This is a genomic window from Micromonospora sp. NPDC047187 (genome assembly GCF_040643355.1).
GTDB classification, from domain to species: Bacteria; Actinomycetota; Actinomycetes; order Mycobacteriales; family Micromonosporaceae; genus Micromonospora; species Micromonospora salmantinae.
This window is the reverse complement of sequence record NZ_JBEYUF010000032.1, coordinates 27,789-48,314: the sequence shown is the minus strand read 5'-3', so window position 1 is coordinate 48,314 and position 20,526 is coordinate 27,789. Positions and strand designations below refer to the sequence as shown.

The 20,526-nt window shown below is 69.5% G+C and carries 18 protein-coding genes; 7 read left to right on the top strand and 11 right to left on the bottom strand.

Annotation, left to right across the window (positions count from 1 at the left end; genetic code table 11):
• Positions 1–23 precede the first annotated feature (23 nt).
• Positions 24–725 carry an NAD(P)-binding domain-containing protein gene (locus ABZ794_RS30810; RefSeq protein WP_210781610.1) on the top strand — a complete coding sequence of 234 codons (702 nt, stop codon included), beginning with the start codon at positions 24–26 and terminating at the stop codon, positions 723–725.
• Between the two features lie 95 nt (positions 726–820).
• Here the strand turns inward: ABZ794_RS30810 and ABZ794_RS30805 are convergent, their stop codons facing one another.
• The 3 genes from ABZ794_RS30805 to ABZ794_RS30795 form a co-directional block, all read right to left on the bottom strand.
• Positions 821–1,288 carry a hypothetical protein gene (locus ABZ794_RS30805; protein WP_238689570.1) on the bottom strand — a complete coding sequence of 156 codons (468 nt, stop codon included), beginning with the start codon at positions 1,286–1,288 and terminating at the stop codon, positions 821–823.
• A 119-nt stretch (positions 1,289–1,407) separates the two neighbouring features.
• The gene (locus ABZ794_RS30800) at positions 1,408–2,130 is read right to left on the bottom strand and encodes a tetratricopeptide repeat protein (RefSeq protein WP_210781612.1); all 723 of its coding nucleotides are present in this window, start codon (positions 2,128–2,130) and stop codon (positions 1,408–1,410) included.
• 44 nt (positions 2,131–2,174) lie between these two features.
• Positions 2,175–2,936: a GNAT family N-acetyltransferase gene (locus tag ABZ794_RS30795; RefSeq protein WP_357518851.1), complete on the bottom strand. Its 762-nt coding sequence runs from the start codon at positions 2,934–2,936 to the stop codon at positions 2,175–2,177.
• 209 nt (positions 2,937–3,145) lie between these two features.
• On the opposite strand from ABZ794_RS30795, the gene ABZ794_RS30790 reads away from it, so the two are divergent.
• The 5 genes from ABZ794_RS30790 to ABZ794_RS30770 all read left to right on the top strand — a co-directional run bounded on the left by ABZ794_RS30790 (position 3,146) and on the right by ABZ794_RS30770 (position 6,983).
• Complete coding sequence (locus ABZ794_RS30790; RefSeq protein ID WP_210781614.1) at positions 3,146–3,592, top strand: hypothetical protein; 447 nt, start codon at positions 3,146–3,148, stop codon at positions 3,590–3,592.
• Between the two features lie 117 nt (positions 3,593–3,709).
• Entirely contained in the window at positions 3,710–4,225 is a 516-nt protein-coding gene (locus tag ABZ794_RS30785; protein WP_210781615.1) for a hypothetical protein, read from the top strand.
• A 70-nt stretch (positions 4,226–4,295) separates the two neighbouring features.
• Positions 4,296–5,108, top strand: a complete 813-nt coding sequence (locus ABZ794_RS30780) for an inositol monophosphatase family protein (protein ID WP_210781616.1) — start codon at positions 4,296–4,298, stop codon at positions 5,106–5,108.
• Between the two features lie 98 nt (positions 5,109–5,206).
• Complete coding sequence (gene sodN, locus ABZ794_RS30775) at positions 5,207–5,611, top strand: superoxide dismutase, Ni (RefSeq protein ID WP_210781617.1); 405 nt, start codon at positions 5,207–5,209, stop codon at positions 5,609–5,611.
• Positions 5,612–5,705: 94 nt separating this feature from the next.
• Positions 5,706–6,983 carry a radical SAM protein gene (locus ABZ794_RS30770; RefSeq protein WP_247668956.1) on the top strand — a complete coding sequence of 426 codons (1,278 nt, stop codon included), beginning with the start codon at positions 5,706–5,708 and terminating at the stop codon, positions 6,981–6,983.
• Between the two features lie 138 nt (positions 6,984–7,121).
• Here the strand turns inward: ABZ794_RS30770 and ABZ794_RS30765 are convergent, their stop codons facing one another.
• Entirely contained in the window at positions 7,122–8,672 is a 1,551-nt protein-coding gene (locus tag ABZ794_RS30765; protein ID WP_357518847.1) for a polysaccharide lyase family 1 protein, read from the bottom strand.
• 415 nt (positions 8,673–9,087) lie between these two features.
• Between ABZ794_RS30765 and ABZ794_RS30760 the strand changes: the two genes are divergently transcribed.
• The gene (locus tag ABZ794_RS30760; protein WP_210781620.1) at positions 9,088–10,401 is read left to right on the top strand and encodes a hypothetical protein; all 1,314 of its coding nucleotides are present in this window, start codon (positions 9,088–9,090) and stop codon (positions 10,399–10,401) included.
• 61 nt (positions 10,402–10,462) lie between these two features.
• On the opposite strand, the gene ABZ794_RS30755 is transcribed toward ABZ794_RS30760, so the two are convergent.
• From ABZ794_RS30755 to ABZ794_RS30725, 7 genes are all read right to left on the bottom strand, one after another.
• Complete coding sequence (locus ABZ794_RS30755) at positions 10,463–11,542, bottom strand: DUF916 domain-containing protein (RefSeq protein ID WP_210781621.1); 1,080 nt, start codon at positions 11,540–11,542, stop codon at positions 10,463–10,465.
• Positions 11,543–11,601: 59 nt separating this feature from the next.
• Entirely contained in the window at positions 11,602–12,234 is a 633-nt protein-coding gene (locus ABZ794_RS30750) for a hypothetical protein (RefSeq protein ID WP_210781622.1), read from the bottom strand.
• 26 nt (positions 12,235–12,260) lie between these two features.
• On the bottom strand, positions 12,261–14,681 hold the full coding sequence (locus ABZ794_RS30745) for a family 43 glycosylhydrolase (RefSeq protein ID WP_210781623.1): 2,421 nt from the start codon (positions 14,679–14,681) through the stop codon (positions 12,261–12,263).
• A gap of 204 nt (positions 14,682–14,885) precedes the next feature.
• A complete protein-coding gene (locus ABZ794_RS30740) occupies positions 14,886–17,351 on the bottom strand; it encodes a glycoside hydrolase 43 family protein (protein ID WP_307850459.1) in 2,466 nt (821 codons plus the stop codon).
• A 282-nt stretch (positions 17,352–17,633) separates the two neighbouring features.
• Positions 17,634–18,788, bottom strand: coding sequence for a serine hydrolase domain-containing protein (locus ABZ794_RS30735; RefSeq protein WP_210781624.1), 1,155 nt, complete (start codon positions 18,786–18,788; stop codon positions 17,634–17,636).
• Positions 18,789–18,791: 3 nt separating this feature from the next.
• Complete coding sequence (locus ABZ794_RS30730) at positions 18,792–19,616, bottom strand: carbohydrate ABC transporter permease (protein ID WP_210781625.1); 825 nt, start codon at positions 19,614–19,616, stop codon at positions 18,792–18,794.
• Positions 19,613–20,455: a sugar ABC transporter permease gene (locus ABZ794_RS30725; protein WP_357518843.1), complete on the bottom strand. Its 843-nt coding sequence runs from the start codon at positions 20,453–20,455 to the stop codon at positions 19,613–19,615. Before ABZ794_RS30725 ends, ABZ794_RS30730 begins: the two co-directional genes overlap by 4 nt.
• Positions 20,456–20,526 lie beyond the last annotated feature (71 nt).

The following is a 20,526-nucleotide window of genomic DNA, read 5'->3' as shown; positions in this document are numbered from 1 at the left end:
CACTTCCCGAGCGAGAGGACGACATGAACGACAACGACCGGAGCCGGCCTGCGACCCTCGGCATCCTCGGCGCCGGCAAGGTGGGCACGGTGCTCGCCCGGCTCGCCGTCGCCGCCGGCTACCGGGTACGGGTGGCCGGCTCCGGCGACCCGACGAAGATCGCCCTCACCGTCGAGGTCCTCGCCCCGGGGGCCGAGGCCACCACGGCGGTCGACGCGGCGGCCGACGCCGACGTCGTCATCCTCGCCCTGCCCCTGGGCAAGTACCGCAGCGTTCCCGCCGAGGCGCTGCGCGGCAAGCTCGTCGTCGACGCCATGAACTACTGGTGGGAGATCGACGGCATCCGCGACGACCTCACCAACCCGCGTACCTCGTCCAGCGAGACCGTCCAGGCGTTCCTGTCCGGCTCACGCGTCGTGAAGGCGTTCAACCACATGGGCTATCACGACCTGGAGGACGAGGCCCGGCCGGCAGGGGCGACCGGCCGCAAGGCCATCGCGATCGCCGGCGACGACAACGCCGACCTCACCGAGATCGCGGCCCTGGTGGACGCGCTCGGCTTCGATCCGATCGTGGCCGGCCCGCTGGCCGAGGGGGTACGACTCGAACCGGGCAGCGAGTTGTTCGGCGCCAACGTGAGCGCCGACGAGGTACGCGCCATGCTCGACCGCTTCGGAGAGTCGGAGCGGGGACGGACCATCACCGCTGCCCGCACGGCGTCGTAGACATCGCCTGCGGCCGCTCAGGGGTCAGAGACGATCGGGTCGGAGGGATCCGGAAGGCGGCCCTCCGACCCGATCATCGTCATCGCCCTCCGGCACTAGTTGTTGTTACGCCACCAGGGCGACCATCCCGAGCAGCCCCAGGCGCCACACGCCCGGAACCGCACGCGGCTGCCCTGATCGTTGTAGCGGTGAGTCGTGCCGTCCTCGTAGAAGTCGTAGTTGCACACTCCCCATTCACCCTCGCCTTCGAGGCTCTGGCAGTCGCCGCTGCGGTAGTTGTGCCAGGTTCCGCCGTAGTAGAGCTGGTTCTCCCAGATCCCGATGGCCGCGTAGGGCGTGTCGCGGTCGTAGACCCAGATCTGGTCACCGTAGGCCCGGAAGCAGGCTTGGGCCGGCGACGACGAGCCGGCGGAGGGGGCCGGTGCGTCGACGCAGTCCACGACGTCGGGCGGCCAGCCGGCCGGCGTCGCGATGGTCGCCGCCGCCGGCGCGCCGGCGAGCAGGACGAAGAGGGCCGCCAGGGCCACGATGAAAGCTGGGCGCGTTGCTCTCTTGACTGACATGAGGCGAACCAATCATCGCCATTCACGGCCAACAAGACATCAGGGTGTTCGGAACGGTACGGACCCGTCCCGAACGCGGGAGGACCGCTGTCGAACGGGGAGGCGACAGTCTCTTTGGGTCAGGCGACGCCGAACGCCGCCCGCGGTTCGAGGTGCTGGCCAACGGCGTACTGCTCGTCGAAGTCGGTCGGGCCGAGCGCCTCGGTCGCGGCGGCGCGCATCCGGGCGAGGTCCGCGGCGTCGTCCGGGTCCGGCACCTGGCCGAGCGCCGCGAACGCGGCGTCCGCGACACCGATCATCCGCGCCGCGCGGGAGTGGTTCCCCTCGGCGGTCGCGAGCGCGGCGCCGGCAACGCAGACGTACGGCACGAAGTCCGTCCAACCGTTGTGGAACACCCGCTGGCGGTTCTCGGCGAACAGCGTTCGGGCCACGTCCAGGTTGCCCAGCCCCAGCTCGCAGAACGCGAGGTTGTGATATTCGGAGTTGACCGTCTTGGGTTGGCCGAGCGCCTCGTTGAGCGCGATGCTCTCCCGGTACAGGTCCCGAGCGCGGAGCAGGTCACCGGACATCCTCGCGACGCCGGCCAGCACGTGCCTCGGTCGTTCCTCCAGGGCCCGGTCGCCGGAGCGCAGCGCCACCGCGAGAGCCTCCCGGGCCCGCGCCTCTCCGCCCGTCAGGTCACCGCCGCGAATGGCGACCCGGGCGAGGCTGTACCGGGCCTCCACCTCGCCCGCCAGGTCACCGGCCGCCTGGGCCCGCTCGATTTCGGCCTCGCTCATCCGCACCACGGCGTCGGTCTCGCCTCGGCGAAACGCCGAGCGCACGCTCTCGCTGAAGGTCATGACCCTCTCCCCCATACCTGACACCGCCCGGTCGACATCGTCCGTCACCGCGCGTGGAACATGGTCCAGGTCTCCACGAGCGTGAAGCCCATCGACTCGTAGAGCGGCCTACCCATCACGCTGGTGTGCAGGTAGGCAGCGTCCGCGCCGGCCGCGATGCCGTCCCGCAGAACCGTTTCGGTGATCACCCGGCCCAGGCCACGACCCCGGGCGGACGGAACGACCGCGATGTTGAACACGCCGACCACCCCGGAGGTCAGCATCCCGAGCCCGGTGCCGACGGGCTGGCCGGACTCCTCGGCCAGGTAGCCGGTGATGGAGTCGGCGTCGAGCACCGCACCACCCATCAGCGATCCGAAGAGGCACTCGGGAACCTCGAAGCTCCGGGTGAGGGCGTCGGTGTAGAGGTCGTTCTCGGCGGCGCCTACCTGACGCACCGAGGGGCGCTCCGCCGAGCCGGCACGGAAGGTGAGGTCGTCCGACGCGCAGGCCAGCAGGGGCAGCTCACTGCGTTCGAGGAGGCCGTGCCGGGCCGCGAGGTCAGCGACCTGGTCGTCCGCCTCGCCCCGAACGATGATCGACCACTGCGCGGCCTGCCTGCCGACCTCGGTCGCCATCTCGTCGAGCGACCCGAGGTCGGGCTCGGTGGACCTGTCGTAGGCAGCGTTGAGCGTCGCGACGCCGGCCTGCGTCACCCCCGCGCGGGCAGTGCCCCGCTCGGCGTACCCGCCCTTCGGAGTCACCCTGCACAGCGTCTCGAAGGCGTCGAAGTACGCCGCCGCCATCCGATCGGCGGTGATGTTCATGGTGGGACTCCCTAGACCGGTCGTTCTGCTTCGGTCGACAACCTAGCCACCGATCACGCTGACCAGCAAATCACGGGCACGATGACCGCCACCTGCGGAACGGCTTCGAACCGATCAGGAATCGAGAAGCCCCGGGAACTTCGGGCGGCCTAGCCTTTCCCCAGGTGAACGGCAGCATGCCGACCTGGACGACGAGAGGGAGCCCGAGAATGTCCGCGAAGACCACTACCGTGTCCGACGGCTTCAGCCCCGAGGAGCGGGCCGCGATGAAGGAGCGCGCCGACGAGCTGCGCGCCGAGGGCAAGAAGGGCGCCAAGAAGGCGGACGGGCTGCAAGCGGTCCTCGACCGGATCGCGCAGATGGAACCGGAGGACCGCGCGCTCGCCGAGCGGGTGCACGTGACGGTGACCGCCGCCGCCCCGAGCCTGATGCCGAAGACCTGGTACGGGATGCCCGCCTACGCGAACGAGGACGGCAAGATCGTCGTCTTCTTCCAGGACTCCGGCAAGTTCAACTACCGGTACTCGACTGTGGGCTTCCAGGACTCGGCCAACCTCGACGACGGGGATCTCTGGCCGGTGGCGTACGCGTTGCAGCAGTGGAGCCCGGCCGTGGAGAAGAAGATCACCGAACTGGTGCGGACGGCGGTCTCCTGACCGATGCCCGCCCCCTCGCTGGCTCGCTCACGGTGCGATGATCGACGGCCGGAGCCGACGGAGACAGGTGGTGCGGACGATGCGGTATGGGCCGCCAGCGGTACGACGAGTCCCCCGATGACCGGCCGGGCCGGCGAGGTGTTCGACACCGGTCGGACGGTGTCCGACATCGAGTCGCTGCTCGCCGCGCACCTGCCCACGGACGGGACGCCGGTCAGCGAGGGGGACCCGGTCACCGGTGAGTGGACGGGCAGCCGAGGCGAGGGCTTTCGGATCGTTCCGCTCTGGGAGAGCGACGCCCTGACGGGTGTGTACGGTGCCGAGTGGAACCAGGCCGAAGAGGCCGCCGAGGCGAACCTGGCCCTCGTCGTGGCGGAGTTGGACCAGAGGTGGGGCGGGCACCGCTCGGTCTCCATGCGGGTGCCGCTGTTCCGGGATCAGGCCGGTGAACCCATGCCGGCGCTGTTCCAGTCGCTCTGTGACCTGGACTGCTACGGCGACCTGACCGTCTGGGGGCCGACGGTGACCGGGGGTCGGTGGGTCGCGGTCTCGGTCAACCAGTGTGACGGCGACGCTCCCATGATCATGACGGCGGTCGTCAGTCAACTACCGATCATCGAACTGTCGGACTGACCTGCCCGGTTACCCGCGGCCCGGGTGCGGGGCTGTCATCGACATTGCCCACGGCTCCTATGGTTCGGGCATGTCGATCACAGACCAGGCGTTGGCCATCGAGGCGGCGGAAGCTGGAGCCGCAGTCGTCCGCTCCCGGTACGGCTCAGCACTGACGCGCGTCATGAAGACCGGCGGTGACTTCGCCACCGCCGCCGACGTCGAGGCCGAGCGGGCCATCATCGACGTCCTGCGCGCGGCGCGGCCGGAGGACGCCGTGGTCGCCGAGGAGAGCGGGCGCACGGGTACCGGCGACAACGGGCGCACCTGGCTGGTCGACCCGCTGTGCGGAACGTTGAACTTTGCCGCGCGGACCATGCTGGCCTCGGTCAACGTCGCCCTGCGGGTCGGGTCGGACGTCACAGTGGCGGCCTCGGCGGACCCGTTCGCCGCCGAGGTGTTCTGGACCGACGGCACCGCCGCGTACGTCCGGGGCGCGGGGACGGACGAGCGACTCGTACCGTCGGCCGAGTCGACGCTTGTCGACCTCAATCTCGACCCGCCCTTTCCCAACCGGGACGTCTTCCTGGCCGCCCGCATGCTCACCGACGAGGGTTTCCTCGAACAGTTCCGGCCCCGGGTGGTCTCCACCAGCCTCGCCGTGGCCTGGGTCGCCGCCGGTCGCCGCGCCGCCTATCTGACGGACCGCCACGACCTGCGGAACAGCGTCCACTTCGCGGCCGGAATCGCGCTCTGCGAGGCGGCCGGCTGCGTGGTCACCGGGCTCGACGGTCAGCCGCTGCACACCGGTGGGGACGGTCTCGTCGTGGCCGCGGACGAGCGGACGCACGCCGCCCTGCTGACGCTCGTCCGGAAACAGGGCTCGCGATCGACCCGGCCTTGACATGAAGTGCGGTTGAGGTTCTAGCGTCCCTAGATGATCACGTCAGGGCCGCCGTGCCCTGCGTACGTCAGCTGAGCACTACCGTCGAAGGGATTCCGATGAACCTGTCCCGCCTTCTCCGCCCGGGTACGGTCGCGAGCGCGCACTGCGACCTCCCCTGTGGCGTCTACGACCCGGCGCAGGCCCGCATCGAGGCCGAGTCGATCAAGGCGATCTCCGAGAAGTACCAGGCCAGCGACGACCCGGAGTTTCGCACCCGCGCGTTGCTCATCAAGGAGCAGCGCGCCGAGCTGGTGAAGCACCACCTCTGGGTGCTGTGGACCGACTACTTCAAGCAGCCGCACTTCGAGAAGTACCCCCAGCTGCACGGCCTCTTCAACGAGGCGACGAAGCTGGCGGGTGCCGGCGGCGCGAAGGGCGCCGCGGACCCGGCGGTCGCCGAGCAGCTCCTCGGGAAGATCGAGGAGATCTCGAAGATCTTCTGGGAGACCAAGCAGGGCTGATCAACCGGCACCGGGTGGCGCGAGCCACCCGGTGCGGCGTACCACGTTCGGGAGGAACCGCATGGAGTCGCGAACCGACCTCGTCGAAGACTTGATGAGCCGTTTTCCACACGTGCCACGGGAGGCGGTCCTCAAGGAAGACCTGCTGCGGGGCGGCCTCGCCTTCGACGACGCGGCGCTGACCGACAACGAGCACGGCGACGTCAAGCCGAAGTCGTACTTCATCTTCTCCTTCGATCACCGGACGCTGCCGGAGTTGGGGACGGCCGCGCTGCGCCGACCACCGGAGGAGATCGTGCTCACCGGGGGTCCGTACGACCTGCGTCGCACCGTCGTGTCGGTCCGCACCAACCCCAGCTCGCCGTACCGCGTCAGCACCGACAGCGACGGTCGACTGCGCCTGTTCCTGGACGGACGGCCGATCGCCGATGTGGGGCTGCCCCCCATGCCGGCGTACTACCGCCACACGCTCGCCAACGGCAAGTCGGTGATGGAGGTCGCCCCGACGATCCAGTGGGGCTATCTCATCTACCTCACCGCGTTCCGGGTCTGCCAGTACTTCGGCGCCAAGGAGGAGTGCCAGTACTGCGACATCAACCACAACTGGCGGCAGCACAAGCAGGCCGGCCGGCCCTACACCGGGGTCAAGCCCGTCGACGAGGTCCTCGAGGCCCTGGAGATCATCGATCGGCACGACGTCGACCGCGCGTCGCGGGCGTACACGCTGACCGGTGGCAGCATCACCTCGCAGGTCAACGGGCTGGCCGAGGCCGACTTCTACGGGCAGTACGCGCAGGCGATCGAGGAGCGGTTTCCGGGACGGTGGATCGGCAAGGTCGTGGCCCAGGCGCTGCCCCGAGCCGATGTGCAGCGGTTCCACGACTACGGGATCCGCATCTACCACCCCAACTACGAGGTGTGGGACAAGCGGCTGTTCGAGTTGTACTGCCCGGGCAAGGAGCGGTACGTCGGTCGGGAGGAGTGGCACCGGCGCATCCTCGACTCCGCCGAGGTGTTCGGCCCGCGCAACGTGATCCCGAACTTCGTGGCGGGCGTCGAGATGGCCGCCCCGCACGGCTTCACGAGCATCGACGAGGCGATCGCTTCCACCACCGAGGGGCTTGACTACTTCATGTCCCGGGGGATCACGCCCCGGTTCACCACCTGGTGCCCGGAGCCCACCACGCCGCTGGGGCGGACGAACCCGCAGGGCGCGCCGCTCGAATACCACGTCCGTCTGCTGGAGGCCTACCGAGCGACCATGGACGCCCATGGCCTGTCCAGCCCGCCCGGCTACGGCCCCGCCGGGCCCGGGCGAGCGGTCTTCTCGGTCAGCTCCTTCATGGACACGCTGCCGTCCACTGATTCGTGACGGACGCGCTCGGCTGGCCCATGTCGATCCGCCGAGGAGCGGTATACCTCAGAGGCATATTCATACCTCTGAGGTATACCGCTTAGCACCGCGTCCGCCCCGCCGACGGCGATTGACAGCGGGCGGCCAAGCCAGGCCCTAACTGGCGTACGTCTCGAACTCACCGACCCGTGGCGTACCGCTGGAGCTGTTGATCTTGAAGTTGATCTTGCTCATCGCGGTCGCCGAGAAGGTGATCGAACCCGCCCCGCTACCGGAGGCCAGGACGGCTCCGTTGTCGTTGTTGATCAGCTGCCAGGACCCGATGGAGCCCTGGGTGCCGGACGGCTCGCGGATCACCACCCGGGACACCCGGGTCGCGGAGCCCCACTTGATCGAGATCGTGCCGGTCGACCCGGCCGGCGACCAGTAGGTGCTCAGGATGCCGTCGCGCACGTTGCCGTAGCTGGTCCCGCTGGCCTTGCTGGAGCCGTCGGCGCCGGCGCCGAGGCTGAGGTTGGTCCCGCCGGTGGGCGGAGGCGTGGTCGGCGGCGGCGTCGTGGGCGGAGGCGTGGTCGGCGGCGGGGTGGTGGGCGGCGGGGTCTGCGGCGAGCAACTGCCGTTGGACACCTTCAGGCCCGTGTTGGCACCGACCGTCTGACGGACGATGTCCGGCACACAGCTCGCCCCGTCGAGGCTGTACGAATACGGGATGTTGACAGTGGTGTTGGAGGTCGGGTTGGGGCCAGCCGGGTAGTTCTCGCTGCCGGCGCTGGACCAGGTCACGTTGTCGAAGACGTTGCCGGCGACCTGCCAGTAGCCGCGCTCGTTGGTGTAGAAGGTGCCCAGGACGTCCTTGGAGTCGCGGAAGTAGTTGTTCTCCACCTTGGCCCTGGCCCCCGCCCGGGAGTTGATCCCGGACTCGCGCAGGCTCACGTAGTGGTTGTTGTAGATGTGGGCGACCCCGCCGCGCAGCAGCGGCGTGCGGGAGTCGATGTTCTCGTAGAGGTTGTGGTGGTACGTGATGAAGCCGTTCGACAGGTCGCTCTCGCTGGACCCGACGAGGCCGCCGCGACCGGAGTTGCGCAGGACGCTGTAGGACAGCGTCACGTACTGGGTGTTGTCCTTCATGTCGAAGAGGCCGTCGTACCCCTCGGACTCTCCGCCCGAGGCCTCCAGGGTGACGTGATCGACCCAGACGTTGCGGACCGTGCTCTCCATGCCGATGGCGTCCCCGCCGTTGGAGGTGGGCGAGCCCGACTTCTTGACGTTCCGCACTGTCACGTTCTGGATGATGATGTTGCTGGAGTCGCGGATGTGGATGCCGAGCTGGTCGAAGACGGCGCTGCCGACCCCGATGATGGTGACGTTGCTGATCTGCTTGAGCTCGATCACGCCCGCGGCGGTGTTGCAGCTCGACCCCGACACCTTGCTGGTGTTGCCGTGATTGATGGTCCCGGTCACCTCGATGGTGATCGGGGTGCTGCTGCTGGTCCGACCGCACAGCGCGGCGTGAATCGCCGTGCCCGTGGTGGCCCGCACCGTCTGCCCGCCCGCGCCTCCGGTGGTCCCGCCGTTCTGGGTGGCGTAGCCGGTGGCGCTGCCGACCGCCGCCGAGGCCTGCGGGGTCGGTAGTGCCACCCCGACCGCGATCACCACGGCCACCGCGGCCAGCACCGCCTGGCGTCGCAGCACGACTGGTCGTCTCATGTCGCCTCACCTTCGCATTCGTCTCGTTCCAGGCTTCAACTCGATGGACATCGCGACCACACCCGCCGACGGACGTCATTCAGAAATTGGCGACAGTCAATCGCGAAGATTTCATCGAGGTCTCTCGCGCCCTGGTAGAAGCAGGGTTGTGTCGTGCGAGCGGAGTGCGCCCGGTGCCATCGCTCGCCCGACCGTCATATGAAACATCGATGTAACGCAATCGTAGGAAAGCGGTTTCCCTGAAGGCAATAGCTGGCGCTTGCAGGTTTGTTGCAGTGCTCGGTATTGACACCGCCGGGCCGGCCATCGATGCTCTGCTAAATCAGTTTAGCGACCGGCTCGCTCCGGCCCGTCCCACTGCCGCTCCCCGTGCGGGATCGCTGACTGAGCGCGCCACCCCCGAGAAAGGACCCGCATGAGACTGCGAAGAGGACTGATCCCACTCGCCGCCACCCTCGTCCTGGCCGGCGCCTCCGGCGCGGCGTACGGCAGCGCGAGCGACAGCCGGGGCGCCACCGACGGAATCCGCAGCATCACCCCGATCACCACCGTCTACACCTACGGCCAGAAGGTCTCCGCGGTGGCGATCGAGTACGGGGCCACTGTCAACCCGCGCACCCTCGACACCGCGACGTTCTCGGTGACGGACACCATCTACAACTTCCGCTTCAACCCCATCGAGGACCTGCCGAAGCTCGCCGACCGGACCGTCACCCACACCTACACCAACGCAACACCGGGCACCCGTGCCGACCACCGATCGGCGCCGGGCCGGTACGTCATCGTCGAACTCGACCCCGCCGACACCGGCGGCTCGACGGTCATCGTCTCCAAGTGCCCGACCTTCCTCTGCACGGTGAAGGTCAACCCCGAGCTGCCGACCCGGGTCGTGCAACGCAAGGACGTGCACGGCCAGCCCGGCCGCGGGGCCGGCAAGGGGCCGGTGCTCGCCCGGGCCACCCCGCGCGAATCCCGTCCCGTCACCGAGAAGCCGGTCAACCAACTGGTCGACGAGTTCACCTACGGCTCGTTCCTGAGTGGCGGAATGGTGCTGCCGTACCACTATCACCTGCCGAAGAACTACCAGCCGGGCCGCAAATACCCACTGATGGTCGTCCTGCCCGGTCACGGCATGGGCTGGGACGGTGACAACCTCGGCGTCCAACTCGCCGCCGACATCCCGGCGACCGCGTGGCTCCAACCGCGGTGGACCGGCACCGCCGAGGACGCCATCGTCCTGGCGCCCCAGCACCAGCGCGTCGGTGGGGTCGCCGAGGCGGACCTGCTGGTCAAGCTGCTCGACCAGTTCGTCGGCCAGTTCGCGGTGGACACCGGTCGGGTGTACGCGACCACAGTGTCGTACGGCTCCCAGCTGCTCTGGGAGGCGTTCGCCAAGCGTCCCGACCTGTTCGCCGGCGGGTTGGTGACCGGTGGCTTCCCGGTCAACGCCACCCAGGCCACCGCCATCGCGGCGGCCGAGGTGCCGGTGTGGATCACGCACGGCGAGCACGACCACCTGCTCAACGTCTCGGGCGCGCGCAACTCCACGGCGGTGCTGCGGCAGGCGTACGCCGACCGGGGCAAGACGCCGGACCAGGCCGCCAACCTGGTGCGCTACACCGAGTACGCCGACGCCGCGTTCTCGTTGCCGGACTACCACGCGGCGTTCGGACCGACCTACGAGGACGCCAGCATCCTGCGCTGGCTGCTGAGCCAGTCCAAGCCCTGAGGCCGCGGACCGGGCGACGCCTCGCCACGATCCGCCGGCGCGATTCGCTCGCGCCGACAGGTCACCGGCGGGCGTCGCCCGCGTCGGACTCGGCAGCACCGGGCGCGCCCCCGACGAGCACGGACTCCTGCCCCTCCTGCCGGCCCTCCTGCCTCGCGCGGGCCAGCAGCCCGGCCAACCGACGCCGCCGGTGCCGGGCCGCCGCCCGCAGCCCCAGGAACAGGCCGGCGAGCAGACCCAACAGTGCGAGCTGCGCCCACGGTACGACCCAGGTGGTGACGGTCGCGGAGGCCGGTCGGAGGTCGACCCCGGCCTGGCCGTCGCCGAGCAACGTGGGCGAGGTGCTGACTGTCGTGCGGAGGCGCACCAGGGCCCAGACGCCGTCGGCCCGGGTCTGCACCGTCCGAGCGCCGCCGGGCAGCAACTCCTCGACGGCGCTGGTGGCGTCGTGGCTGCTCCGGCCCAGGAGGTCGGACATCGCCACCCGACTCGTTCCGCTGACCCAGACGTTCCCGTCGTTCTCGACCGTGTAGCGGACCCGCACCGTGCCACCGGCGAAGGGGTTCCACGACGGGGAGTACGTCGCGCCGAGGCCCCGGACAGCCAGGGCGGCCTGCGCGGAGCCGTTCACCCGAAGCATCACCCGGAAGCCGACGCGGCTCTCGACGTTTACCGTGCCGCCGGTGCTGGTGACTGTCGCGGCGATGCCGGCCGGGTGGTCGCCCGGTGTGGCGCCCTGGGGCACCGTGATCGTGAACGGCACCACCCGTGTCTCGTTGGGGCCGACGGTGACCTTCTCCTGCACGTCGATCCAGGTGCCGCCGTCGACGGAGGGACGGTCGGACGACAGCATGTTGAAGCGACCCTTGTCGGTGAGGTAGCCGTCGGCGGCCTTCAGGGAGAAGGCGACGGCGGTGCGGCTGAAGTTCCGCACCGCCAGGTGTTCGGTCACCGTCTGCCCCGGGTCGAGGCTGGCGTTGATCCATCGGCGTTGGTCCGGCCCAGTCGCGGTGGCCGGTTGGACCGTCCAGGTCAGGGCCTTCGGGTCCGGTTCCGCCGCCGCCGCGCTCGGCGCGGGCGCAACCGCGAGGGACGCGACGGCGAGGACGACGAACGCGCGGCGCAGCGGGGTGACGGTCATGAGACGGCCCTTCGGCACGGGGCTGGGCGGGGGCCCGATCCGGGCCCCCGCCCAGGCGACTACTCGAACAGTGAGAGCGTGAGCGTGGAGCTGTACTCGCCGGCGGCGACCTCCGCGGGGGTCCGCAGGTAGAGGTCGGCGTTCACCGAGTACGAGTCGCTGGCGACGGCCTCGGAGTCGAAGGCCGAGACCAACAGCTCCTGGTCGACGAGGCCGACATTGTTGCCCGGCTGGGTCTCCTCGTCCAGGCTGGTCACCACCTCCTCACCCTCGGTGACCAGGCCGGTCTCCCCGCCGTCGAGCAGGCGCGGCTTCCAACCGAAGTGGTCGGCGGTGATCGACGCCTGGCCGGCGGCGCCCGCGAAGTCGGTCGCGCTGCCGAGCACCGCCCAGTTGGCGCCGTCGGGCACCTCGTCGGCGACGCGGGTGTCGGTCACCGTCACCGTCGGCAGCGTGCCGACGAACTGGCGAACCAGCAGGGTCGAGCCGTCCTCGGACAGCGCGACGGCGTCGCCGGCGATCGACAGGGCGAGCACGCCCGGTTCCCTGATCTCGTCGATGTCGACGGTGACCCGCACGCTGGCGTCGTCACCGGGCTCGGCCAGTGCGGGCGCCGGCAGCACCGCCGCCCCGGTCAGCACGGCGCCGACGACGCCGGCCGCGAGTGTCTGCCGCCGTTTGTATGTGTTCATGTGATCTCCGTTCTCCGCCTTGGGGGTTATCCGCCGCAGGTGCCGGCGGGGTGTTGCACGGTGCGGACGGTCGTCACGTCGTGTCCGCCGATCGCCCCGGTCACCCGGACCGTCGCCGAACCCGCCGGCACCGACACCTGACGGGTGTTGAAGGACTGGTAGGCGTTCGCGCCCGGCGCGACGGCAGTGAACGACCGCTCGCCGTACGGCGTCTCGAGGGTGATGCCCACCGGCGTGTCGTGGTCGTTGCGCGCCTGCACGGCCACGTACGCCTTGCCGCCCACGCACCGCGCGGACGCGGTGAGTGTGACGGGCAGGTCGAGGCTTGCCGCCGCGAAGGCCCAGTTGTCGATCTCGAAGAGGTCGACGCCGGCCGGGCCGGTGTAGGTGAAGTAGACGTCGTGCACGCCAGTGACGCCGTCAAGCTCGGCGGCCACCTCCGCCCACTGTCCGACCGGGCTGTCCACCGTGGCCGTGCCGACGACGGGACCGTTGACGTCGTCCAGCCGTACCTGGATCTGCCCGCCGGCGGCCAGCGCACGCACCCGCGCCGTCAGGCTCTGCGCGCCGTTGTCCCCGAAGTTCACCGAGGACAGCGCCGTCCAGTCCCCGTCGTCGATGTCGCGGACCACGAGGTTGGGTGCCGCGCCACCGAACTGGGCGGAGCTGCCGTCGACCTTCGTGGTCGCGACGCCCTTGCTCCAGCCGAAGGTCTCGGCCTCGAAGACGCGGTACGGGTCGAAGTCGCTGACCTGGTCCACGCCGGCGTAGGTACCGACGACCTGCTGGATGGTGCCGTCCGGGTTGAAGGTCAGCTCCTGGATGTGCGGGCTGCGGTACCCCTGGGTGGTGTTGCCGTTGATGCGCTTGTTCAGCGTCGGGGCGTGGTACGTGAAGTAGTACTTGCCCCCGAACTCGAACACCGACTGGTGGTTGTTGCCACCGGTGCCGGCCCCGAAGAACTGCGACTGGTTCGGGAAGAGCACACCGGCGTAGGTCTCCTTCGGCCACGACATCGGCCCGTCGGAGATCATGTAGCCGATCTGGCCACCCCCGGGGTAACCGGGGAGCGGCTGCTGGCTGCCACCGAAGTCGTTCCCGCCGAAGTGCGAGGAGTACGAGAAGTAGTACTTGCCCTGGCGCTTGAAGACATGGCCCGCCTCGAAGGCGACCGGGGCGTCGACCACCGCGGCCGTTCCCTCGGTCGAGACCATGTCGTCGCCGAGTTCGATCGACCGGATGTTCTTCGGGTTGTTGAAGCGCTCGGCCGGCGGCATGCTCGTCGACGCGGGACCACCACCGAAGTAGAGGTACGGCTGGCCGTCGTCGTCGACGAACGGGGCCGGGTCGAACTTCCACGCGACGGCCTCGGCCCCGGGGGTACGGCCGTCGATCAGCGTGCTGGTGCGCTCGCTGGTCCACGGGCCGAGCGGCGACGCACCCGTGATCACGTTGCTGGAGCCGCCACCGTTGGCGTAGTAGAGGAAGAACTTCTCCACTCCGTTCACCACCTTCTTGGTGATGCCCGGAGCCCACGAGTTGGCGGTGAACGGGGCCACCCCGTTGGGGCCGGCGACCTGGATCTCACCGTGGTCCGTCCAGTTGACGAGGTCCTCCGAGGAGATCACCGTGATCTGGTTGATGTCGCCGTAGTTGATCCCCGGCGAGACGCCAGTGCTCGGGTTAGGGGCGTAGCCCTGGGTGTCGTTGGTCATGTACATGTAGACCCGGCCGTCGTGCACGAGGCCGAAACCGTCAGCGCCGAACTTGTGCCCGATCAACGGGTTGTGTTCCTCGGGCAGCTTGCCGACGACCTCGATGGTCTTCGACGCGGGCGCGGGCGGTGCGGCGCCGATCACCGACACGTCGTCGAGCTTGAAGTCCATCAGGTGCAGAGCCGGGTCGGTGGAGGGCGTGCTCGTCCAGGGGGTCTCGAAGAACAGGCGCGCCGTCGACACGCTCTGCGTCGTCGGGATCGTGAACGTGCCGTTGAACTGTGCCCACACGCCCTTCGTCGCCGTCACACTGACGAGGTTGGTGTAGGTGCCGCCGCCGTAGTGCATGGTGGCGAAGAATTGCTTCGTCGCCGGTCCGCTCTCGTTCTCGTACTTGATGCGGGCCGTGAGGGTGTAGGCCTGGCCGGCCTGCACCTTGCCGCTGAGGTCCTGCATCGGGCCGGACCCGGTGGTCGTCCGGCTGGTGACGAGCGCCGCGCTCGCGCCGGAGTGGGCGTCCGACGTGGCCGACAACTGGGCGCCGTCGGAGGCGTTTCCGTTGTTGACGAACCAGTTGGTCAGGCCGTCCTCGAACCCGCCGTTGACGACGAGGTTCGTGTCGGCGGCCTGGACCGGCGCCGCCGGGGCGACGAACCCCGTGGTCAGCATCAGGCCGACCGTCGCGAGCGCTGCGACCCGTCCTCGGGTCGCCCGTCGCATTCGTTGTTCCACGAGACATCCTCCTTCATCTCTGACGTGCGGTCATCGGTGTACGGGGGATTGGTGGGTGCGCTTTCGGTGGGTGGTCCGGACATCAGGGGCCGACTGCCGCCGCCGGTCCGACAGTGGCCGGCGGCGCGGGACAGGTCCGCTGTTCCGCGCCGCACGTCCGGTAGCCGGTGGTGCTGGTCGGTGGGCCGAGGGCCCGTGGTGGGGTTATCCGCCGCAGGCGTTGGCGGGGTGCTGGGCGGCGTGGACGGTGGTCACGTCCCGGCCGGCGACCGCACCGGTGGCCCGCAGCGTCGCCGAGCCGGCCGGCACCGACGACGCGCGGGTGTTGAACGACTGGTAGACGTTCGCCCCCGGCGCGACGGCGGCGAACGACCGGTTTCCGTACGGGGTCTCGACGGTGATGTCGACCGGCTCGTCCGAGTCGTTGCGCGCCTGCACCGCCAGGTACGTCTTGCCGTTCAGGCAGCGCGCCTGGGCGGTGGCCGTCACGGGCAGCGCCGCCAGGACTCCGAGTCGGGCCAGTTGGTAGCTGAGTGCCCGCTCCGGTGCGTCGATCTCGTTCTGGGTGCCGAACTGGCCGGCCCGTGCCGCCGTCGCCGCCGCCAGCGCGGACTGTGTCGCGGCCCAGGCGTCGGCCGGGTAGTGCCGCGCGTCGAGCGTCTGCGCGTGGGCGACGGCCGCGTCGAGGGCGGTGGTGTCCAGTGGCCGGGCCTGCGCGGTCAGCACGTCGCTGAGCAGGTAGTCGTCGAAGTCGACGTGGCCGCCGGTCTCCTGGGTCGCGTAGTTGAACAGGCCCACCCGGTGCCCCATGAAGTGGGCGAGGCTTCCGTCGAGCGCCTGCGGGCCCACGCGGTTGCCCAGCCGGGTCCACTGGACCCCGTCCAGGCTGTAGTAGAACGTCGTCCACAGTTGGCCGACCGGCGAGGAGAAGTCGAGGTCCGCCTTCACGTGCACCTCGGTCGCGTCGCCCAGCGACACAGTCGTGCCGGCGACGAAGTTCTCCAGCGTCGACTGGTCGAGGTCGACAGCGAACGGCTGCGACCGGTTCACCACGCCGAGGGTGTTGACGTCACCGACGCGCTTGACCGCCACGTACGAGAATCCGCGGTTGTAGGCGGCCAGGCCCGCGACGTCGCCGTTCTTCAGCCCGGAGACGTCCATCCGGGTCTGGACCGACTGCCGTGGCCCGAACGTCCGTTGCGAGAGCGTGTTGCGGGCTTCCTCGAACCACGCCAGCTCGGCCCGGTTGGACAGCTTCGTGTAGACGTACTGGCCGGTGACCACAGTGCCGGCCGTCAACCGCAGCCAGCCGTCGCGGTCGGTGAGTGACCAGTACCGGTTGTCCGGGGCGTGGTTCCACTCCCAGGCCAGGTCCAGCCGCGACCCGTTGGGGGCGATCTCCGCCGGGTCGAGCGGCGCGGGGACCGTCCACTGCTCGTCCTGGTACGCCTTGTGCGGCCCGTCGTTGGCGAAGTCGTCCGAGGCGACGATGCTCTTCTGCCGCTCGAACAGTTCCTCGGCCGGGCTGAGCCGGATGGGCTTGTCGAAGAGGCCGTTGACCGGCACGACCCCGTTGGTGCCGAAGGTCGGCCACCCGTTCTGCCAGGTGGCGGGGATGAGCGCCGGGATCCGGCCGATCGGGAACGTGTCCCGGAAGAACATGCCGTGCCAGTCGGTCCCGCCGCCCGCGCGGCTGATCGGCACCAGGCTGCCCTGCGCGAAGCCGTTGGAGTTGAGCACTCCGCGCGCCTCGTAGGTGTTGACCCCGCCGGCCGAGGTGTAGCGCCCGAGCAGGTCCTTCGACCGGAACATCACCACCTGGCGCCCCTGCCCGGACGGCCAGGTGATGATGACGGCGTAGTACCAGCCGTCGATGTGGTAGACCTGCGCGCCCTCGAACAGACCGCCGATGAACGGCTGACCGGCGTAGTTGTTCGCGGTGAAGATGTTCGGGTAGTCCTGCGCGATGGCGGTCAGGTCGGCGTTGAGGCGTACGGCGCTGGTGCCACCGGAGCCGTAGAAGATGTACGGCGTGCCGTCGACGTCGAAGAAGAGCGACGGGTCGTGCAGGCCACGGCCGAGGGCGGTGCGCTGCCACGGGCCGTTCTCGATGTCATCGGTGCGGTAGAGGTACGCCCCGCTGAGGTTGTTGGTGTTGAAGACGGCGTAGAACGTGCCGTCGTGGTAGCGCAGCGACGACGCCCACTGGCCCTGGCCGTACGAGTTCTGGCCGTTGCGCAGTGAGAAGGAGTCGCCGATGCTCGCCCGGTCGAAGACGTAGTTGACGATCTCCCAGTTGACGAGGTCGTACGACTTCATGATCGGCGCGCCCGGGCTCAGGTGCATGGTCGTGCTGATCATGTAGTAGAGGTCGCGGCCCTCGTCGTTCTCGGCGGCCGGCACCCGTTCGACGCTGATGTCCGGCACGTCGGCGTTGAGCAGCGGCACCGAGTAGGTGCCGGCGCCGGTGTCGGTCGAGGTGTACGACGATCGGGGCGACCATCCGTCGGCGGCGTGCGCGGCGGCGGGGGTGGCCACCAGGCCCGCACCGACCAGAACGGCCGCCGATGCGAGCGCACACAGTGAACGGAGGCGATCCGGGAGCACTGTGGACGCCAGGCGGGTCAACGTGGTGGTGGCGTGGCGAGCGGCGGCGTTCAGGCTGTTCACAGCGGATGCGCGGGCAATGTTCAGGACACGCGAGCGGACCGACACGACCAAGGCGAGCTCCAAACGCGAGAGCGGCGTGAAGGCCATCGTGTTATCGCTAACAACACCTGTCAAGGCTATCGATGAAACGCGCCCGAAGTATCCCCGTAACACCTCCCACCATCCTCAGTGGACACCACGCTCCCAGGTCGAACCCCGGTGACCATGAAGTTGTTGCGCCGACACGCCGGCATCGAGGGCAATAACTTCATGGTCACCGAGGTCGCGTTCGGCCCGGACGCCTCAGTCGTCGAGGCAGGTGCGGACGGCGGCGGTGAGCAGATTGGCGCGCTCGTCGCCCATCCCGCGCATCTGGTTGACCACGTAGCCGAAGCCCACCTGATGCTCGGCGTCGGCGAAGGCCAGGTTCCCGCCCGCGCCGTCATGGCCGAAGCTGCGCTCACCCAGCAGGGGCCGGGCCGGTGGCGAGTGCAGCAGGAAGCCGGTGCCCCAGCGCTGCCCGGTGTCCGGCGGCCCGTGCCGCTGCTGACCACGCGAGCGGACCACTACCGCGTCGTCCACCGACGCCGCCGTGAGCAGCGGTCCACCCCGAAGATCCGACACACAGGCCGCATAGAGGCGCGCGAGGCCCTCGGCGGTGCTCACCGCGCCCGCGCCGGGCACACCGGCGGCCCGGATGGCGTCGTCGTTGAAGCTGACCAGGCCGTCGGCGTCGGCGGGGAAGGCGAAGGCGCCCCCCATGGTGATGCCCCGTTCGGCGACCGGGTCCACGAACGGATCAGGGTCCGGGGGCGGGGCCAGGCCCCAGGCGACGGTGTCGCTCTCGGCGGCGGGGAGCCCCAGCCAGGTGTGCAGGCCGAGCGGGCCCGCGACGGTGTCGGCGAAGAACGCGCCGGGTAGTTGGCCGGTGATGCGGCGGACCACCTCTCCGACCAGCCAGCCGTAGGTCATCGAGTGGTAGCCGTGCGCCGTGCCCGGCTCCCACAGCGGGGCCTGCGCCTCGATCGCCTTGATGACCGGATCCCAGGCCAGGACCTCGTCGAGGGTCAACGGTCGGTCCACCGCGGGCAGACCGGCCTGGTGCGTGAGCAGCCAGCGCACCGGGATGTGCGCCTTGCCGTGCTGTCCGAACTCCGGCCAGTAGCGCGTCACGGGAGCGTCGAGGTCGAGCCGGCCCTGCTGGGCCAGCAGGTAGGCGCAGATCGCCAGGATCCCCTTGGTGCAGGAGAAGACGACGACCGGCGTGTGCGCGTCCCACTGCCGCCCGGTACGGGTGTCGGCCACCCCGCCGTACAGGTCGACGACCTTGCGGCCCCGCACGTAGACGGTGACCGCGGCGCCGACCTCGCCCCGGGCTGTGAAGTTGTCGCGGAAGACGTCGGCGACGCGTCCGAAGCGATCGTCCACGTCGCCGTGGATCTGCGGCTGTGTGACCACTGCCTACCCCTTCACTGACCCCTGGATCAGGGCCTTGATGAACTGTCGCTGGAAGATCAGGAACACGATGAGGGTCGGGGTGAGGATCAGCAGCGACCCGGCGCACAGCAGCACCAGGTCGGTGCCCCACTGGCCCTGGAACGCGCCGAGCGCCCCGGCCATCGTGCGTTTGGTGGCGTCGTCCACGAGGACGATGGCGAGCAGGAACTGGTTCCACGTCCAGAGGAACATCAGGATCGTCAGCGAGGCGATCGCCGGCCGGGCGAGCGGCACCTGGACCCGCCAGAACAACTGCCACGTGCTGCTGCCGTCCACCCGGGCCGCCTCGGACAACTCGACCGGCACGTTGGTGAAGTGCGCCCGCATCCAGAACACCGCGAACGGCATGTACAGCCCGATCAGCGGCAGGATGATTGCCCAGCGGGTGTTGAGCAGGCCGAGGTCCTGCATCTGGTAGTAGAGCGGCGTGACCACTGCCTCGAACGGCAGGGTCAGACCCAGCAGGAAGAGGCCGAAGACGATTCGGCCACCGGGCACCCGCAGCTGACCGAGCCCGAAGCCGGCCATGGTCGCGATGAGCACCGACACCGGTACGACACCGGCCACGATGAGCAGGCTGGAGCGGAGCAGGGCCCCCATGTTCGCGGCGGTGAAGGCGTCGGCGAAGTTCCCCCACTGCGGGTCCGACGGCCACTCGAGGCCGCTGGGCACTGTGCCCCGGGGCTGCAACGCCGCCGAGAGCATGCTCACGAACGGCAGCAGGGTGACGACGATCAGGGCGATCAGGAAGACCCGTCCGGTCAACTGCTCGCGTCGGCTCAGGTTCACGGCTTCTCCCCTCGACTCAGGCGCTGGATCGGCAGCACACACGCCAGCACCAGCAGCATGAGTACGACAGCGAGCGCCGAGGCGAGCCCCACCTGCCGCTGCGAGAAGGCCAGCCGGTAGATCTCCAGGCCCGGCACTGTGGTCTGGAGGCCGGGGCCGCCGCTGGTCGAGATGTAGACGATGTCGAAGCTCGCCAGCGCCGCGATGATCGTCACGGTGAGGCAGACGCCGATCTCCTGGCGCAGGCTGGGCAGGGTCACGGCGAGGAACTCGCGTACCGGACCGGCACCGTCGAGGCGGGCGGCCTCGTACAGCGCCGGATCGATCTTGCTCATGCCGGTGACCAGCAGGATCGTGCAGAGGCCGAGCAGGACCCAGGCCCCGATGACGCCGACGGCGGGCAGCGCCGTGTCGAAGTCGCCGAGCCAGGCACGGGCGACGCCACCCAGCCCGACCGCGCGCAGCGCCTGGTTGACCAGACCGTTCGACGAGAGCAGCCAGCTCCACGCGATGCCCGCCGCCACCAGGGGGATGACCTGCGGCAGGAACAGGATGGTCCGGACGACGGTGCCGAACGCGCCGGTGGTGATCCGGCGAACCATGCTCGCCACCAACAGCCCGAGCGCGACGGGGATGAAGCTGAAGAAGACGATCAGGACCATCGCGTTGCCGATGATTTTCAGCAGGTCGCTGTCGGTGAAGACGGTCAGGTAGTTGTCCAGGCCCACCCAGCGGGCCACCCCGATGCCGTTCCAGTCGTAGAGCGAGTACTGGAGCGTCAGGACGAGCGGGCGCAGGACGAACACCGCGTACATCACCAGGGCGGGCAGAACGTACAACCAGCCGGTCCCGGCCGCGGGGGGGCCCCCCCAACCGGGGGGGCGGCAGCCGGGGGGGGGGGCGCGAGCCC

Excerpts from the sequence above, each read along its gene's own strand:
- ABZ794_RS30780 (WP_210781616.1), top strand. The coding sequence starts at position 4,296 with ATGTCGATCACAGACCAGGCGTTGGCCATCGAGGCGGCGGAAGCTGGA.
- sodN (WP_210781617.1), top strand. The coding sequence starts at position 5,207 with ATGAACCTGTCCCGCCTTCTCCGCCCGGGTACGGTCGCGAGCGCGCAC.
- ABZ794_RS30795 (WP_357518851.1), bottom strand. The coding sequence starts at position 2,936 with ATGAACATCACCGCCGATCGGATGGCGGCGGCGTACTTCGACGCCTTC.
- ABZ794_RS30755 (WP_210781621.1), bottom strand. The coding sequence starts at position 11,542 with ATGACCGTCACCCCGCTGCGCCGCGCGTTCGTCGTCCTCGCCGTCGCG.
- ABZ794_RS30765 (WP_357518847.1), bottom strand. The coding sequence starts at position 8,672 with ATGAGACGACCAGTCGTGCTGCGACGCCAGGCGGTGCTGGCCGCGGTG.
- ABZ794_RS30810 (WP_210781610.1), top strand. The coding sequence starts at position 24 with ATGAACGACAACGACCGGAGCCGGCCTGCGACCCTCGGCATCCTCGGC.
- ABZ794_RS30770 (WP_247668956.1), top strand. The coding sequence starts at position 5,706 with ATGAGCCGTTTTCCACACGTGCCACGGGAGGCGGTCCTCAAGGAAGAC.
- ABZ794_RS30785 (WP_210781615.1), top strand. The coding sequence starts at position 3,710 with ATGACCGGCCGGGCCGGCGAGGTGTTCGACACCGGTCGGACGGTGTCC.
- ABZ794_RS30800 (WP_210781612.1), bottom strand. The coding sequence starts at position 2,130 with ATGACCTTCAGCGAGAGCGTGCGCTCGGCGTTTCGCCGAGGCGAGACC.
- ABZ794_RS30790 (WP_210781614.1), top strand. The coding sequence starts at position 3,146 with ATGTCCGCGAAGACCACTACCGTGTCCGACGGCTTCAGCCCCGAGGAG.
- ABZ794_RS30750 (WP_210781622.1), bottom strand. The coding sequence starts at position 12,234 with ATGAACACATACAAACGGCGGCAGACACTCGCGGCCGGCGTCGTCGGC.
- ABZ794_RS30760 (WP_210781620.1), top strand. The coding sequence starts at position 9,088 with ATGAGACTGCGAAGAGGACTGATCCCACTCGCCGCCACCCTCGTCCTG.
- ABZ794_RS30805 (WP_238689570.1), bottom strand. The coding sequence starts at position 1,288 with ATGTCAGTCAAGAGAGCAACGCGCCCAGCTTTCATCGTGGCCCTGGCG.